This is a genomic window from Chitinophaga sp. RCC_12, assembly GCF_041360695.1.
Classification (GTDB): Bacteria; Bacteroidota; Bacteroidia; order Chitinophagales; family Chitinophagaceae; genus Chitinophaga.
In genome coordinates this window covers 460399-476721 of sequence record NZ_JBFUPS010000001.1, presented here as the reverse complement: position 1 = coordinate 476721, position 16323 = coordinate 460399, and the positions used below count along the sequence as shown (strand labels likewise).

Genomic DNA, 16323 nt, shown 5'->3' with positions numbered 1-16323 from the left:
CCGATATGTAATATGAGAATCATCCCCGCAGTTATCACCGCAGCCATTACCTTATCGCTTACATACGCTTTCAGTCATAAACTGGGACAGATACCCCCACTGGGAAAGCTGTTAAGTCCGCAAACGGGCTTCTGGCAGAATGCTGAATCTATTGGTGAATTTCCACGTGAACAACTGGTATTACCGGGATTGTCCGGTAAAACGGAGGTTTGGTATGACGACCGTATGGTGCCGCATATTTTTGCGGAAAATGAAGCGGATGCTTATTATGTGCAGGGATATGTAACAGCGCGGGACCGTCTCTGGCAGATGGAATTGCAAACCTACGCCGCTGCTGGCCGTTTATCGGAAATACTGGGTCCTAAACTGGTGCAGTACGACCGGAGGCAACGCCGCCTTGGGATGGTATACGCTGCAGAAGGGACGGTAAAAGAAATGCTGGCAGATCCGGCTACCAAAGTGGCTGTAACCTCCTATGCTGCCGGCGTGAATGCCTTTATCGCTACCCTTACGCCTGCCACTTACCCCGTAGAATATAAAATACTGGATTATAAGCCTGAGAGATGGGATATCATCAAATCGGCGCTGTTGCTGAAGTATATGGCGCATGACCTCGCGGGATTCGCCAATGACCTCGAGTTCACCAATGCGCGCCGTTTATTTTCTTTGCAGGACTTTGACCTGATGTATCCTGATTTCCACGAAGCTACGGACCCCATCATACCGAAAGGGACTACTTATCCGGCCGCCACCATAAAACCTGCTACTCCGCCAGACAGTGTGCTGGCCGTCGCCGCAGCATATATGAAGTTTAAAACGGACAAACCAGATCCGGATAATGGCAGCAACAACTGGGCAGTAGGCGGCAGCAAAACCCGCTCCGGTGCGCCTATCCTTTGCAGTGACCCGCATCTTGGCCTGTCGCTGCCTTCACTCTGGTACGAAGTACAGATCCATACACCTGGCATGAATGTGTACGGCGCTTCCCTTCCCGGCGCACCCGGCGTGATCATCGGTTTCAACGACCACATCGCCTGGGGAGTTACCAACGGAGAAGAAGATGTGAAGGATTATTACAGCATGCAGTTCCGTAACGGCCGCAGCGAATACCTGTACGATGGCAGTTACCGTAAAGCAGACCTGCGCATAGAAAAAATTAAGGTAAGAGGCGGCGCCACCGTTCGCGATACCGTTGCCTACACGGTATTTGGCCCGGTTATCTTTGATAATACTTTCCCCGATAAAACAGCCGGACAAACCTTCCTGGCCATGCGCTGGAAAGCGCTGGACCCGTCCAATGAACTGGCTACTTTCAACAAGCTCAATAAAGCCCGTAATTACGACGATTATCTGGATGCACTGAACAGGTATACCTGCCCTGCACAAAACTTTGTATTTGCCGATAAAGCCGGCGATATCGCCATCTGGCATAACGGTCAGTATCCACTCCGGTGGAAGGATCAGGGCAAATGGATCATGCCTGGCAGCGACAGCACCTATGCCTGGCAGGGATTTATTCCTCATGAGGAATTGCCGCATATAAAAAATCCGGAAAGGGGATTTGTGAGTTCTGCCAATCAACGTCCGACCGACAGCACCTATCCATATGCCCTGTATGGCGAATATGACCTTTTCCGTGGCAAGCGTATTAATGAAAGGTTATCCGCCATGAGCGCCATCACCACACAGGATATGATGCAGTTGCAAAATGATGACAAGAACCTGTTCGCCGCTGCAGCCATGCCTATGATCAGGAAGCATATCGATACCAGTTCACTCACTGCGCAACAGCAGCCCTACTGGCAGCTGTTAACTTCCTGGGATTTTATGGCCACACCCGACAGCAAAGCAGCCAGCATCTTCAATACGCTGTGGGCGCACCTGGAAGATACCATCTGGCAGGATGAACTGCATCCCAAAGATACTACCATCCTGACCTATCCGCAGTCTATCACCACATTGCAATTGCTGCTGCGCGACACCGCTTTCCATTTTATCGACAACATTAATACACCACAAAAAGAAACGTTATCCCAGCTGTTGCAAGGCGCATTTGCACAAACCGTCACTGAACTTTCTGAGTTGAATAAAGCGGGCAGGCTGGAGCTGGGAAAAGCGCGTGGTACAGATATCAATCACCTTTCCCGCGGCATTCCTGCTTTCAGCGCGTTACACCTGAATACGGGCGGTGGACAGCATATTGTGAATGCCACCAAGCAAACACATGGTCCGTCCTGGCGTATGGTGGTACAGCTATCAGATAAAACGGAAGCATATGGTATTTACCCCGGCGGACAAAGCGGAAATCCGGGTAGTCCGTTTTATGATAATAGTGTAAATGACTGGGTATCGGGCAAATATTATATGCTGCATATTTTCAGTGCCGAGGAAAAAGATGATCCTGTAATCCGCTACAAGCTTGTGTTTACAGGGAAGTAATAAAAATAATTTCAGGAAAATTTGGCTGGAAATAAATAATTCCTATCTTTGCACTCCGTTAAACAAAAAGACGGGGTAAAAGATTCCCTAGCTCAGTTGGTAGAGCAATACACTTTTAATGTATGGGTCTTGGGTTCGAGTCCCAAGGGGATCACCATCAGGAGTAAAACTAAATACTCTTACGTAATTAAAACCTTGTAGAAGCTGATTCTACAAGGTTTTTTTGCTTTTAGTGGTAAAGATGTGAAAAGATAGCGTTGTGGTTAGCAGGACTTTATTAAATAGTGTTAACCGTCACTAATGATCAAGTAATTTGCTCAATGCGTTTTCTAACTGTTTCTTATCTGGTAGGTATAATTGATATTTAGCTAATAATACTTTGTTCGTTATACTACTTGTTGCATATTCAACCAGGATATGATCTTTATATGCCCCTAATAATATTCCCACAGGTTCGTTATCTCCTTCAGATGCTTCTTCCTTTTTAAAATAGTTGAGATATAGATTCATCTGACCAATATCTGTATGATCAATTTCTCCTCTTTTTAAATCAATTAAAACAAAGCACTTCAATATTCTGTGATAAAACAATAGATCAAGTCTGAAATGTTTGCCACCAATACTCATGCGGTATTGCCGGCCAATAAACGCAAATCCTTTCCCTAGTTCCAATAAGAAATGCTGAAGGTTATTAATCAGCTTTTCTTCCAATTCGTTTTCAAGATATAGGTGTTGTTCAGGAATATTAGGAACTCCAATACAAATGAATCTTTCAGTAAATCTTCTGCTTGCTGTACTTCGTGCCCTTCATTGGCCAGTCTTAAAATTCCTTCTTTGTCGGTACTTAAAGCAAGTCTATGAAATAGCATACTTTTCATTTGCCGTTTTAGTTCTCTTACGCTCCATTTTTCTTTTTCAGATTGTTTGGCGTAGAAGCTAATTTCCAGATCTGAATCTGATTTGAGGATCTCAAAATAATGGCTCCATGTCAATTTGTGAGACAGTGTCTCACGTTTTGGGAAATTATTATATAATTTCCTCATGTATAGCAGGTTGGATCTGCTGAATCCTTTGCCATAGGACGCGGTGAGGTCTTTGGATAGCTTGTCAAATAACTGGCTTCCGTATTCGGATTTCTCGTTCCCTTTTTGTTCATACTCTACAATATATCGCCCGATTTCCCAATAGGTATATACCAAAATGGTATTTATTTGTTGAGCTGCGCTTTCCTTCCGGAGGCTAACAATTGTCCTATTCCAGAAACAAGCTGTTTATATTTTTCTTCCAGTAGTTCCATATGAAAAAGTTGCAGAGCAAATATACTTTAAGGATGTTAATACAGTGTCTTAATTTGATGTAAATGAGTGCTATTTGTTATTATAGTGATGTTTGAAAAGCATGGATTGAAATGATGGGATTTTTGATTTGGTTTGTCGTAGGACAATTTCTTTCCCTGGTTCCCAATAAAGCTTAATTAAAGCAATATTGAAATTGGCAACCGCTTTTAGTTGAGCTTGTCGTACTTTGTTTTTTATTTCTAATAGCCAATCTTTGTAAGCCTTTTCATTCATAAATTTCTTTATTATTGCCGTTAAATAATGGTCATTATACCGTTATCATTGGCTGATAAGTTAAAAGAACGGGCATGTAGAGGTGAATCAATCAACAGAATGAAAGAGGATTAACGACCTGATAACATTTTGGCGTATTAGAATGTTTTTTTTTATTGGATTAGGAATAGGTGTGCTTCGATGTATCAGCGCTGAGGATTTAATGACCTAGAGACGGTAATGCTTGCATACAGTGTAGGAGAAAGTTCGATTTCTGTACTATAGGAATCACGAAAAATGCAAAAGCCTTCAAGTCGGAAGATTTGAAGGCTTTTTTGCGTTCGATATTTTTGCTGATTTTTCGCCTATAATGTTAGTCCGCTATTGTCAGATATATACAAGGTTCAAGTACCCATAGGCCTGACTGTTCAAAACCATCCACCATCTTCATGAAAGAGAACAATTGAACGGAACAACATCATAGCCCATGAAACAGCCAGGAGAACGATCAGTTATCCCATCAAATCGTACGATTTAATAAAAGCACTGCTCCATGAGCTGCAAGCTTTAAGAGTACCTTTTAAATCCCGTTGTCAGGCAGGAGGGTAGGTACAATGGAAAGCGCCGAAGGATAGTTATAGTCCGATTCCACCGTTTTAGTCACTTCACCGGCAACATATTATTAATATCCACGGGGAAGCTGTCGTACTTATTATACAGTTTCAGATATTTGGCAGGGTCAATGGGTTGTTCGCCGAGTATATCCACCAGCGCTCGGAAGAAGCCTTCTCTTTTCTCTGCCGGATTGAAAATGAGTGTGAGTACTACCTGTTTATCCGTATCATTGGCGAAGCCATGTGGCGTGAAACGTGGTACATACACAACAGATCCGGGCAATAGGTGATGTGTCTTTTCACCAGCGTATACAGTGAGGGTACCTTTGCCTACAATAAAAGTTTCATCCATAAAACGGTGGTAATGCAACCTGGCACCGATGGTATGTGGTGGCAGTGTGATCTCATATACTCCCAGGTGGCTGTTCGACATTTCGCTGGTCACTTTGAAAACAATGGATGCTTCTCCCACTTCCAAACGCTCTCCTTCCCCGGGATGATGTATGGTAGCCTTGTTGGCGAGCTGATCTTCCAGATAGTCTATCTTCTTCATAAATTTCATTTTTATGAAGACAAAATTCCGACATGCCAACCTAAAAAACATTTACAAATGTTGATACTTCAAATAAAATTATAACCCGGCACGTATGCGGCTCAGTTGAGTAGGTGTAATACCAAGATAGGAAGCGACTTCATGCTGCTTCAGGCGGCGTTCTAACGTCGGGAATTGTTGCAGGAAGGCAGTATAACGGCTTTTGGCAGTGTCATAGCGTAGTGATATTTCCTGTGGCTCTTTTTCCACAACCCAATGTATCTCCAGGTAACGGATATACGACGCGGCCATATCAGGACAAAGCATTGTCAGCTTTTTAAATTCATCGAAATCATATTCTAATACCGTGGTGTTTTCCAGCGCGCGGATCGTAAACTGGCTGGGACTTTGGGTCAACATCGCACTCAGTGAGGCTGCCAGAAATGTTTCCGGAAAAAAACGTTTAATAACCACATCTCCATTCGGCGCTGTATAGTACTGCGAGAGCAGTCCTTTCACGACATAGGCCACCAGCCGTGGAACCTGGCCTTCCATTACCAATGTTTCATGGCGTTTGTAGGTACGCCTTTTAATGATATTCGCCCAAGCCTGTTGGCTTTCATCTGACAGCGGATGATACATGGTCACTTTTTTCCAAAAGTTGTTCATGAGCGTAAATTTAATAAGCTGAGTCTATCCAACTTTCGATATTACCGTTCTTGTCATAATATACTTCATAGTTTCCAAAGTCATATTCGCCGGATTCGTTTTTTCTCTTCATTACGCTGTAATTCCAGCTCATACGGTTATATTTTACGGAATTTGCAATATATGTAATATAAAGCGTTTGCGGTGTAGTGAAAACAACAATGTCTTATGCTGAAAACCTGTTTAGCACTTCAATTGCTTTTTCTGTACTCTCCTTGGGTACAAAAATATGGTCGTGGTAAAACGCGGCCACAACATTGCAACTGATTCCCGCTTCAGAAAGGGCTGCAGAAAAGGCAGCGGTCAAACCAACGGCCTCTAGTGATGAATGAACTGTCAACGTAATCCAAGCGGAAATATACGAGTAGTCAAGTTTCAAATGGTCAGCCAGTTCCTTCTTTATGATGATGGTGGTTCCTTCTTTTTCTTTGAAAAATAATATAATGTCATCAATATTAATTTTCGTTAAGTCATTAACAACGCAAAAAACGTAGTCGCCAATATTGTGTTTCGGCTTCATGCTTTTCAGTAATATATTTAAATCTTTTTCCCCTTTCATTATATATGGTTTAATTCCAGTTATCAAAATTATAAACAATAAACCAAGAAAGATAGAATTACTTCAACTTCAGTTCCTTATAAACTTCATTTTTTGTGAGTAAAGATCGCACCCTTTACCCTAACCTCCAATACGGACTTTTACCTCAGACTCAGAAGAAATGAGTACTTTTGAAAACAGGCATTATTATCTGTTTTAGGAAAAGATGCAGGTATTTATACCTGTTTTTGCGGCCCTCCCGGTACCAGCTACATTTTTTGTAATTACATTACAGCATCTTTGTCGTACACTATCAACCAAATCCTATAAAACACACTTAAAATGAAGCAACACCTCTTTCCTCTTATCCTGGTGCTGGGCCTCTCCACCGCAGGATGTAAAAATCAGCCGTCCGCAGGCACAGCGAAACCAGGAACCACTTCGGCAAATGATTGCAACCAGATCACAGACAGTGTAGGACGTGTACTGGTAAACCTCGTAACAGCCCGTCAGAGCATTCAATCATACGACAGCCTTTGCCGCATCCACTGGAAAGGCACCGCACCAGTAGAATCCTATACCATCCGTGCGGTAGACCTCCTGGCTGCCATGGGGCTGCCTCCGGAACTCGCCGATTCGTCTATATGCAGGTTCAAACACATCCGGGTGTATCTTGGGTTTCAGGAAAAGGTAGGGTTCAAGTTGTACCTCGTACCGGTAGATAATGCCTGCCTGAAAGGCAAGGATCCCAGCAAATGGAACGCCGGGATGGATGTTATACTCGACAAAGGTGCAAATCCCATTCTCGCAAATATTGATTCAACAGGAACAGCTGCTTACGACCAGTACGTATTGGATCTCAACGCCCCTTGTCCGAATACCTGCCCACAGCCAGGCCCCCTTAAAGTTTACCGCTGATATATGAGCTTCTCAGAAACGATAATACTGTTATCACATGTACCTGTTTTACTCACTGTAGTATATGCTGCCCTGCACTACAGCAAATTGCCCCGTGAGCTGAAAGTGTTCTCCTGGTTTATTTTCCTGTCGGGCGTTATACAATTCACTTCCCTGGCTTTCTGGTTCGTCAGCAAAAACAATATGCCGTTGCTACACATATACGTGGCGGCAGGATTCCTTTGCCTGGCATGGTTCTATAACACCTTGCTCAATGGATTCATAGATGCAAGAATAATATGGTCCATCGCCATATTATTCTTGCTCTTTACAACCATCAACTCTTTGTTCATTCAGCCTGTTCATACTTTCAATTCTATCGCATTAACGGTGGAGGCTATTCTCATTGTGATCCTGGCATTGTTCACTTACCGGTTCTTTCTGAGTGATATTGTAAAAGAAACAAGCGGCCGGAATATCAGCAGTCTTAACTGGATCAATTCAGGATTGTTTATCTATTATTCTTCCAGTATACTGATATTTTATTTTGGCGCTGTTATCACTGCTTTCAGCAGGAGCCTGAATTTGTACACCTGGATATTTCACTCATTCTTTTCCATTGTTATGTACACCTGTTTTTTTATCGGCCTATGGAAACGATCAAAGACCTGAGTTTTTTAAATGCATTGCTGCCACTGGCGGTGATTGTGTTCATCATCGGTATTGGGGTAGTGTTCCTGAACCTGCATTTTCAAAAGAATTTGTCTGTGCAGAAACTCAGGCAGGAGGCATTGAAAAGTAGTTATCAACAGGACCTGCTTCGCTCGAATATTCATGCGCAGGAAGAAGAGCGGAAACGTATTGCACAAGACCTGCACGATGAACTAGGAGCGGTGATGTCTATTATGCGCATGCATCTCATGGTACTCGAACAGCAAAGTGCTGATGGCACAAAGCAATTACAGGCGCCCTTGCAGTATGTTCGTCAATTGTCAGAAACGGCGCTCGCAAGTGTGAGAAGTATCAGCCACCGCCTGATGCCGCCACAGCTGGAATCTTTCGGGTTAAAGGCCGCATTGGAGTCGGTAACGGAACAGATCAACAGGGCTGGTGAAATAAAGATCGAACTGGGCTGTGAAGCCCCTATGGACGGCCTGCACTGGCTGGTAAACCTTGGCCTGTTCCGCATCATCATGGAAATGATTAATAATACGCTCAAACATGCTGGCGCCAGATCGATAAGAGTAGATCTTTTCCGGCACGGCCAGGAACTGGTATGTTATTATACAGATGATGGGAGAGGACTGTCGGATGGTAATACCAGCAAGGGACTGGGCCTTAAGAGTATTGAGGGCCGGGTGAATTCGCTCGGTGGAAAACTGGAAATGGGCAACCAGGAATCAGGCGGATACTACGCCATTGTCCGATTAACATTACCTGCATAATACGTTACCATATGAAAAAAGAGATCAACATAGGATTAGTGGAAGACCAGGTGCTTTTCAGAGAGGGAATGAAAGCGATTATTAATACCTGGCAGGATATGAGGGTGATATTTGAATCTGCTGATGGTTACTCCGTGCAGGATAAACTGCGCCAGGCGACTGTTCTCCCGGATGTGATGCTGGTAGATCTTTCCCTGCCACCGGATGGCGACAAAGAATACAGCGGTCAGCACGTTACCCAGGAGCTCGCGGTTACCTATCCTGAAATGAAGATCCTTATCCTGTCGGTCCATGACGATGAGAATTTTATTAACCAGTTAATTCAATGCGGTGCGCATGGTTACCTGGTGAAAGACAGTGCCCCACAGGAAGTACAGGAAGCCATCATTGCGGTGTACACCAAAGGATCTTATATCAATGAGCGCGCGTTAAAGGCCTTGCAACTCAGAACGGTGCGAGCTGTCAGGAGCAAGCCACAGAACCTCTCCATCACCAAAAGAGAGGAAGAGATTTTGCAGCTGGTATGCAGACAATATACCGCAGAGGAGATTGCGCAGGAACTTTTTATTAGTGTAAAAACGGTTAATGGTCACCGGAATAACCTGCTGCAGAAAACAGGTTCACGGAATGTTACCGGTTTGGTGTTGTATGCCATCCGGAATAATATCGTATCGTTGAAATAATATTGTCATTTACGTTCGTGAGTCACCGCATCACTACAATCAGATCCTCAACTGCAAAAATAACAGCAGATCTTGTCAAAATCCTGCTTGTTACACCATTATTAATTTTTAATCTTTACTGATTGTTCCGGAGAGAATAAAGTAACGATGATGAATAAGAAGATATTTTTTGTTTTGCTGGTAACATTATATAGCTGTAGCCTGTACGCACAGTGGGATTTTCGAACCGGCTATTTTAAGATTCATATTGATAAGCGGGGCTTTATCACCAGTATGAAGAACATTACGGTGAGGCCGTACCGGGAATTTAGCCCGGCAGATAAGCCATCGCCGCTGATGCAGCTGTACGATGGCAGGCAATATTATGAACCGGTAACGGCATCCTACCAACCATCGGATAAATTGTTTTCACTGACTTATTCCAATGGGTCAATAGCGCAGGTGCGCCTTACGCAGCATGCGAAGTACCTGAAACTTACCCTGCTGTCCCTGTCTTCCAAAAATAATATTGAAGGCATTCAATGGGGCGCATATCACACAAATATCAGCAACCTTTTAGGAGAGATCATTGGTGTTGCAAGAGATACCACGGCCGCCGTAAACTACGCGATAGGCATGCTGGCGCTGAATGATAACACCCTGGGTGGTACCATCGCAACTGTGGGAGACGCAGCGCCGTTTCAATATATCATTCATACACCGGATACAAAGCGATTCCCGTTGCCGGATACCCTGCATGAAGGACAGGTATTTAGTTTGGGTGGAAATGGCATCAGCGATGTGGCGTTTTATGCGCACAAGGAACCGTGGTACCGTATTATGTATGGTGATGCAGCACAGGTAGATGAACAGGGACGTATTGCTGTTTCTTATCAATCCCGGGATCGCTCCCGCAAACGGGGAATTTTGTTTTCACTGATCCCGCATATGGCCGCAAATAAGCCCAATCATATTGAGGTGCAGCCTTTAGCCGGAGTTGATTATATTGGTTCTTCCGTAGCCTTGTGGGGCAGCCCGGATAGTACGGCTCTCCTGGACGTGCTCCAGGGAATCGTTATATCCGAGAAATTACCTCATCCTGTTATTAATGGAAAGTGGATAAAAGACCCAGCCTCTTTTGTGCCGGACGCTCTTACCGACGGTGGTTTATACGACAGCATCATATCTTATACCGCCCGCCTGGGATTTAAGGCGATTAGTTTATACGACCAGGGATTTTTGAGACCCGACAGGGGAACTAACGGATATATAGATGGTAGCAGATTTGAAAGGAAGCCGATAAAAATGACGGCCGGTAACAAATCGCACAAGGAGTTTGCAGCACTGGCTGCCCGGCAGGGAATTCTGATCGGTAGAACGCCTATCACCAATTCGCTGGCGCCTGGCACCATGGATGCCAGTCCTGTTCCGAGCGACAGCCTGTGCTATCAGCAAAAGCGTTTGCTTATCCGCAAGCTTAGTCCTACGGATACGGTTATCATTGTAAATGATCCAAAATACATGGATGAAATTGCCAGTTGGGAGGGACATTGCGAAGACCTGAATATGATAAAAATCGGCAAGGAGCTAATACATTACCTGGGTGTGTCGGATCAGCCGCCATACCGGTTACTGAATGTGAAGCGCGGGTACTGGAATACTGTTCCGGCAAGCCATGAAGAAGGGGCTATTGTTTACAAACTGCAGGTGACTGTTAATTACGGATATGATGGTGTGATTCCAAACATGCAACTACAGGATGAGATAGCAAAATATTATGGAGAGGTGTGTAAGATCAATGGTTTGGCTTACTATGATTTCGACGGACAGGAATTTCTGTTCAATAACGGGCATGGTTATTATTCCGCCAAACGATTCTTCCGCAAAATGTTTGAATATGCCCGCACAGTTGGCGTGCCATATATCCGTTTCACCGGTGCCACGTTGTCGGAAGGCTCCTGGCATTACCAGAGTATCTGGAATGTTGGCGGAGGAAAAAACCTGTATGACGTTGATACCAGGGAGTGGGGGAGTACTACCAGCCAGGGGAAAGATCTGCGTGATGTAACCTACGCCAATTTCTTCCCGGTGGGCATGGGCGGTAACTTTCCTATTACAGCTAAATCAACGGTGGAGCAGTACGAGCATATACAAGCCATTTCTGTGGGGCTGGGTACTACCTACAGTATGCGGCTGAACCAGAAAGATGTAGAAAGTTGCCCGCAGAAAGATGCCATATTTCAAGTTATCCGGACCTGGGAGGATGCACGCGCTGCCAATGCGTTTCCCCGCCAGGTAAAGATACAGCTGGCCGATCCTGCTAAAAGCTGGAAGTTGGAAGCTGGGAACGACAAAAATACCTGGAGATTGTATGAAGTTACCGGGGGAATCAAATCACCGCCAATACAATTGAGAGCCAGGTTATAAAAAATCAGGCATCCAGCACAAGGTGACTGGAAGGTACACAACTGCAAGGCAAACAGTTATCTTTGCCCGGTTGAACCATGGTAGGATGGATATATTTAATTTCGCCTTGCTGCAATTTTGTAAGGCAGGTTCCGCAATCTCCAAAGAGACAACCTGAGGAGATATCAATATCATTGGCCTCCGCAAATTCCAGGATAGACCGGTAGCGCTGATCCCAAAGTAGTTTTTTCCCCGATTTAGTAAATTCTATTATCCATTCACTGGATTCCCGGTTGTTCTGTTCAGGAACCCCAGCAATTGTGCTAAAGGATTCGGTATGAATATTTAAGGCAGATACACCTGCCTTCTCCAGGGCTCCTGTGATGGATTGCATCATAGCAGCAGGGCCGCAGATATAATAGTCCATATGAATATCGGACAACAATGCAAACATTTTCTCTACTGTAATAAATCCTGTATAATCATAATGTAGCCCTTCTATACAACCCGGGAGTACGTGGTTGTAAAAGGTATAGATGTTGAAATTAGCAGGTGTTTTTTTCAGCTGGGATAGCTCTTCCAAAAAGCTGTGTTCATCTTGTTGATTAACGCCATAAAAAAAATAAACCTCTCTTTGCGGATTGACTTTGGCAATAGTTTTCAACATGCTGAGCAACGGCGTGATGCCAATACCTCCCGCAATGAGAACAAGCGGGTGCATCTCTTCTGCATTAATATAAAATTCCCCCGCCGGCCCCTTCGCTTCCAGGTAATCACCTTCCTTTACAATATCGAATATGTAGGAAGAGCATAAGCCCGCTCTTACAACACCCTGGTCCAGGATGCGTTCTTTTTTAACAGAGATACGGTAATACCCATTGTTATAGTGGTCAGAAAAACTATAGTACCGGAAAGCAGGTATCTCTTGCCCCGGAATATGGAATTTGAACATTAAATGCTGTCCCGGCCGGAAGACCGGAAGATCCGGCGAATTTACCGGCTTCATATACAGGGATACAACGTCCTTACTTTCAAACACTTTTTTAATAACTTCAAATTGCTTGTACGATGTCATACATATTGCCTTTAAATAATTCTAATCTGCGGCGACCTCCTGTCTGTCCGCACGTATGTCGCGATAATTCATATCATAGGCAAGCACTGTTGGATCTGGCTCAATACCCCAATGCTGGCATGCCTTCTTATAAATATCCGGCCACCAGTTCTGATGTGCTGTTAAACCTGCTTCGAGAAATTTATCATAAGCATCCATTAATGCTTTGCTCCATGCTTTGTTACCATATTCCATTGCCTCATTCTGTCCACCTAATTCCGGAACAATCCAATCCCTGCCTATTTTGGCATGTAACACTTCATCGGCCCAGTCATAATCCTGGATTAATTCGGTCAACCGGTTGGCGGTGGCTACTGCCACATCCCATTCATATTTTTTACCTGTTTTGGCCGGCATTAATCCCTGTTCAATAAAGTACAAAATGGAATGACGCTCCTTACTGGTCATTTTTGTGTTCAACAGATAAGACCAGGTGATATTGAAGGGAATAGTTTTCCAGTCGATATCCAGTGAAGTAAATCCTACTTCTCCCATCATGGCATGCCGGGCTTCATCCCATATCTGCCGGATCATATCTTTATAATAGTTCCAGGGCTTATCTTTCGTTTCATACACAATACTGGACATCATTTCGGGAACATCTATTTCCCTCATTCGCTTGAAGTAGAGCATGATCGTTTTGGGAAGCGGTGGAAATTGCGGATCCAGTAAGAACGACTCCGCGTTTACCCGCATATTGTATACATCCTTAAAGCGTTCATCTCTCCTGGGTACAAGGGAGATTTCAGCAGGCTGTAGTGAATACATCTTTTTGACCGGCTTTTCAATACAAGTCTGGGTGCCGTCAAGATCGCCTATGGTTGCCAGACAGCCGGTTAATAAATTAATCCATTCACCGTATGCTTCCCTGGCATTTTCATCGATAAGTGCGCTCACAGCTTTTTGACCATATGCGTCAATATCTTTTATGTCTGCCAGCGCCAGGCGGCAGATCCTGAAAGTGGGATGATCAAAGAGCCGGTTATTCTCCGCAATATGACGTTCCAGTCCGCGAACCAGCGAAGGGATGATAACACCATAAATTCCCCATACCAAAGCCTCCGTGGTGGGTGCATATTGTACTTCATCCAATAGGATATCCAGTGTTTCGTGAGGTGTTGTGTCCATGCCATATGGAGGTTGCCGCATCTCGCGTACCCTGTTGAAAAATGGTTCAACATGTTCTGCGAGGTAATGGGCATGTAATGAAAAAGCCATTTTCAATTCATAGACTGGCATAGAAGCTATGCGGCTGGTAAATATAAGACCGAGCCTTTTGGCCGTCCAATGATAGCGTTTCAGCCTGGCTACACTTTCGGTCACCGTTAGCCCTTTGGTAATGGCATCTTTCATTTCATGCAGTCCTACCAGTTCAGGTAGGCCCTTATAACCAATATAATTTTCTGCAAGCATGATGTTATCTGGTTTTATGGTTTAATTGAATTGTTATTATCTTTTGGCGCGTGCCTTAATTGTTGTGCGAAAAATTTAAGGGACTTTCCAATATGCGCTGTCCAGTACGGCCACTCATGTCCACCCGGAAATTCATCATATTCATGGGCAATGCCGGCTGCCTCGAGTTGCTGGTGCAATTGCCGGTTATATTCAATCAGCGCGTCATCGCAGCCACAATCAAACCGCATGGCCGGCAAATGGTACCGGTGTTGGTCTATTGTCTGAAAAACATGCTCATCGGCCGCGGATAATTGCCGGTAGTTCGATAGTTCTTCTTCTACAAACAATGACATCTGTTCCAGGGAGGTGATGGAAGAATGGCCGGACATGCCCCGGAAAAGGCTGCCATTTTTAGCGCCAATGCGTAACGCACCAAAACCACCCATTGAAAGTCCGGTTATAAATAACGGGGATGCTTCGGTCACACCTGCAATCTTTTCAGACAGTGCAGCCACCACGTCCTCCGCAATCCATTTTTCAAAATCATACCCGTTATGCGGAAGGTAAACAGATCCGTCCCCCCAAAGCCCATCGGAAGGCATGGCCAGCACCATGGGAGGGATTTCTCCGGAACGTATCATTTCCATTACCTGCAGGTGTACCCCGGCACTATGCGTCCAGGCCCAGGCGCTTCCATAAACGCCATGCAGCAGTATTACAACCGGGAGTACCTCTGAAGCACTGATACCCGGTGGTACAAATATGCAGATGTCACCACGTCCCCTCAAATGTTCTGATTTAACAGTCATGAACCGCAGGTTGGCTGATTCATATCGCGGGTCTGAAATTTCTATGGTTCTGAACTTTGACATGGTCATATCTTTAGCCGAGCAGAATAACTCCTTTCGCATTTTTTCCTTGCAACATATCCTGGAAAGCAGCTTCCAGGTTTTCTAAATCATATGTTTTCGTAATCATTTCTTCGAGTAATAACTGGCCACAGTCGTATAAGTCGATGAGCTTAGGGAAATCAATTTCCGGACGGCATTTTCCGTAAAGTGGATTGATATAGGTTTTATCCCATTCAAACAGGGTCATGTCTACAGTAATTTCCTGCTCAATACCACTGACCTGAACCGCGGTGCCTCCGTTGCGAATCATTGCCAATGGGGCAGCCCCTAACTCAGGGACAGCGGTACATTCAAATGCGTAGTCTGCACCCCGTCCATTCGTTAATGCTTTTACGGCTATGGAAGCCTGTAGCAGTCCTAAGTCCTCTTTACTCGCCGTAATTGTATGGGTGGCGCCAAAATTCACAGCCATGCTCAGTCTTTTTTCATTGATATCAATAGCAATAATTTTTGCTGCACCGGCTATTCTTGCCCCTTGAATCACACTCAGGCCAACGCCACCTGTTCCCAGTACCACCACTGAAGTGCCTGGTTTCACTTTGGCCGCATTCACCACAGACCCGTAGCCGGTCATAACCCCACAGCCGATAATACTGGCGGCCTGGAAAGACATATCCCTGGAATAGTTTTTTACAATCGCAGAAGATTTCACCAGGGTGTATTCGGAAAAGGTGCCAAGGTTAAATGACCGCTCAATAGGGACTCCTTTCCAGGTTGTGCCCGCAGCATGTGCATGGCCGCCGGAATATACTTTGCCGCCGGCGGTTACGGGTGAGTTGTTTTCACAGATATTCTGATTGCCCTCCAGGCACTGAAAACAGTGGCCGCAGGGAGTAGCCCAATTGAGTACCACATTATCTCCTGCCGCAATATCAGTAACCGCTGCACCGCATTTAACCACAGTACCCGCTCCTTCGTGGCCAATGACCATGGGCTTACCCCATTTCAGGGAATCATAGTCCGTGTGACATATACCGGCGGCTTTTATTCTAACTACTACCTCATCAGCTTCCGGTTCATGAATTTCAATTTCATCAATCATTAAAGTTCCGTCCCCCTTTGTAAGTGCAGCTTTACATTTAATTGACATATTTGACTATTTATTAGTTTGA

General features: G+C 44.7%; 16 protein-coding genes and 1 tRNA gene. 7 read left to right on the top strand and 10 right to left on the bottom strand.

What is annotated here, in order from left to right:
- Nucleotides 1–12 precede the first annotated feature (12 nt).
- Together AB6805_RS01875 and AB6805_RS01870 are read left to right on the top strand one after the other, a co-directional pair.
- Nucleotides 13–2439, top strand: a complete 2427-nt coding sequence (locus AB6805_RS01875) for a penicillin acylase family protein (RefSeq protein WP_370907770.1) — start codon at nucleotides 13–15, stop codon at nucleotides 2437–2439.
- 81 nt (nucleotides 2440–2520) lie between these two features.
- A tRNA-Lys gene (locus tag AB6805_RS01870) sits at nucleotides 2521–2596 on the top strand.
- 140 nt (nucleotides 2597–2736) lie between these two features.
- Here AB6805_RS01870 and AB6805_RS01865 read toward each other — a convergent pair.
- From AB6805_RS01865 to AB6805_RS01840, 6 genes are all read right to left on the bottom strand, one after another.
- Entirely contained in the window at nucleotides 2737–3150 is a 414-nt protein-coding gene (locus AB6805_RS01865) for a PDDEXK nuclease domain-containing protein (protein ID WP_370907769.1), read from the bottom strand.
- Nucleotides 3135–3638, bottom strand: coding sequence for a DUF1016 N-terminal domain-containing protein (locus AB6805_RS01860; RefSeq protein ID WP_370907768.1), 504 nt, complete (start codon nucleotides 3636–3638; stop codon nucleotides 3135–3137). Before AB6805_RS01860 ends, AB6805_RS01865 begins: the two co-directional genes overlap by 16 nt.
- A gap of 168 nt (nucleotides 3639–3806) precedes the next feature.
- Nucleotides 3807–4010 carry a hypothetical protein gene (locus AB6805_RS01855; RefSeq protein WP_370907767.1) on the bottom strand — a complete coding sequence of 68 codons (204 nt, stop codon included), beginning with the start codon at nucleotides 4008–4010 and terminating at the stop codon, nucleotides 3807–3809.
- 639 nt (nucleotides 4011–4649) lie between these two features.
- Nucleotides 4650–5156 carry a cupin domain-containing protein gene (locus AB6805_RS01850; protein WP_370907766.1) on the bottom strand — a complete coding sequence of 169 codons (507 nt, stop codon included), beginning with the start codon at nucleotides 5154–5156 and terminating at the stop codon, nucleotides 4650–4652.
- Nucleotides 5157–5234: 78 nt separating this feature from the next.
- The gene (locus AB6805_RS01845) at nucleotides 5235–5804 is read right to left on the bottom strand and encodes a Crp/Fnr family transcriptional regulator (RefSeq protein ID WP_370907765.1); all 570 of its coding nucleotides are present in this window, start codon (nucleotides 5802–5804) and stop codon (nucleotides 5235–5237) included.
- 205 nt (nucleotides 5805–6009) lie between these two features.
- Nucleotides 6010–6402: an ACT domain-containing protein gene (locus tag AB6805_RS01840; RefSeq protein ID WP_370907764.1), complete on the bottom strand. Its 393-nt coding sequence runs from the start codon at nucleotides 6400–6402 to the stop codon at nucleotides 6010–6012.
- A gap of 321 nt (nucleotides 6403–6723) precedes the next feature.
- Between AB6805_RS01840 and AB6805_RS01835 the strand changes: the two genes are divergently transcribed.
- The 5 genes from AB6805_RS01835 (at nucleotide 6724) to AB6805_RS01815 (ending at nucleotide 11812) form a co-directional block, all read left to right on the top strand.
- Nucleotides 6724–7299 carry a hypothetical protein gene (locus AB6805_RS01835; protein WP_370907763.1) on the top strand — a complete coding sequence of 192 codons (576 nt, stop codon included), beginning with the start codon at nucleotides 6724–6726 and terminating at the stop codon, nucleotides 7297–7299.
- 3 nt (nucleotides 7300–7302) lie between these two features.
- A complete protein-coding gene (locus AB6805_RS01830; RefSeq protein WP_370907762.1) occupies nucleotides 7303–7950 on the top strand; it encodes a hypothetical protein in 648 nt (215 codons plus the stop codon).
- The gene (locus tag AB6805_RS01825) at nucleotides 7929–8723 is read left to right on the top strand and encodes a sensor histidine kinase (protein ID WP_370907761.1); all 795 of its coding nucleotides are present in this window, start codon (nucleotides 7929–7931) and stop codon (nucleotides 8721–8723) included. Before AB6805_RS01830 ends, AB6805_RS01825 begins: the two co-directional genes overlap by 22 nt.
- 11 nt (nucleotides 8724–8734) lie before the next feature.
- A complete protein-coding gene (locus AB6805_RS01820; RefSeq protein WP_370907760.1) occupies nucleotides 8735–9406 on the top strand; it encodes a response regulator in 672 nt (223 codons plus the stop codon).
- 273 nt (nucleotides 9407–9679) lie between these two features.
- Nucleotides 9680–11812, top strand: coding sequence for a hypothetical protein (locus AB6805_RS01815; RefSeq protein WP_370907759.1), 2133 nt, complete (start codon nucleotides 9680–9682; stop codon nucleotides 11810–11812).
- A 4-nt stretch (nucleotides 11813–11816) separates the two neighbouring features.
- Here AB6805_RS01815 and AB6805_RS01810 read toward each other — a convergent pair whose 3' ends face one another.
- From AB6805_RS01810 to AB6805_RS01795, 4 genes are read right to left on the bottom strand one after another with little or no spacing between them, the layout of a single operon-like run.
- Entirely contained in the window at nucleotides 11817–12866 is a 1050-nt protein-coding gene (locus AB6805_RS01810; RefSeq protein ID WP_370907758.1) for an FAD-binding oxidoreductase, read from the bottom strand.
- Between the two features lie 21 nt (nucleotides 12867–12887).
- Nucleotides 12888–14318 (bottom strand): hypothetical protein, encoded by a 1431-nt coding sequence (locus AB6805_RS01805; protein ID WP_370907757.1) that lies wholly within the window; start codon nucleotides 14316–14318, stop codon nucleotides 12888–12890.
- A 14-nt stretch (nucleotides 14319–14332) separates the two neighbouring features.
- Nucleotides 14333–15172: an alpha/beta hydrolase gene (locus tag AB6805_RS01800; protein ID WP_370907756.1), complete on the bottom strand. Its 840-nt coding sequence runs from the start codon at nucleotides 15170–15172 to the stop codon at nucleotides 14333–14335.
- A gap of 10 nt (nucleotides 15173–15182) precedes the next feature.
- Nucleotides 15183–16301: an alcohol dehydrogenase catalytic domain-containing protein gene (locus AB6805_RS01795; protein WP_370907755.1), complete on the bottom strand. Its 1119-nt coding sequence runs from the start codon at nucleotides 16299–16301 to the stop codon at nucleotides 15183–15185.
- Nucleotides 16302–16323: the final 22 nt, after the last annotated feature.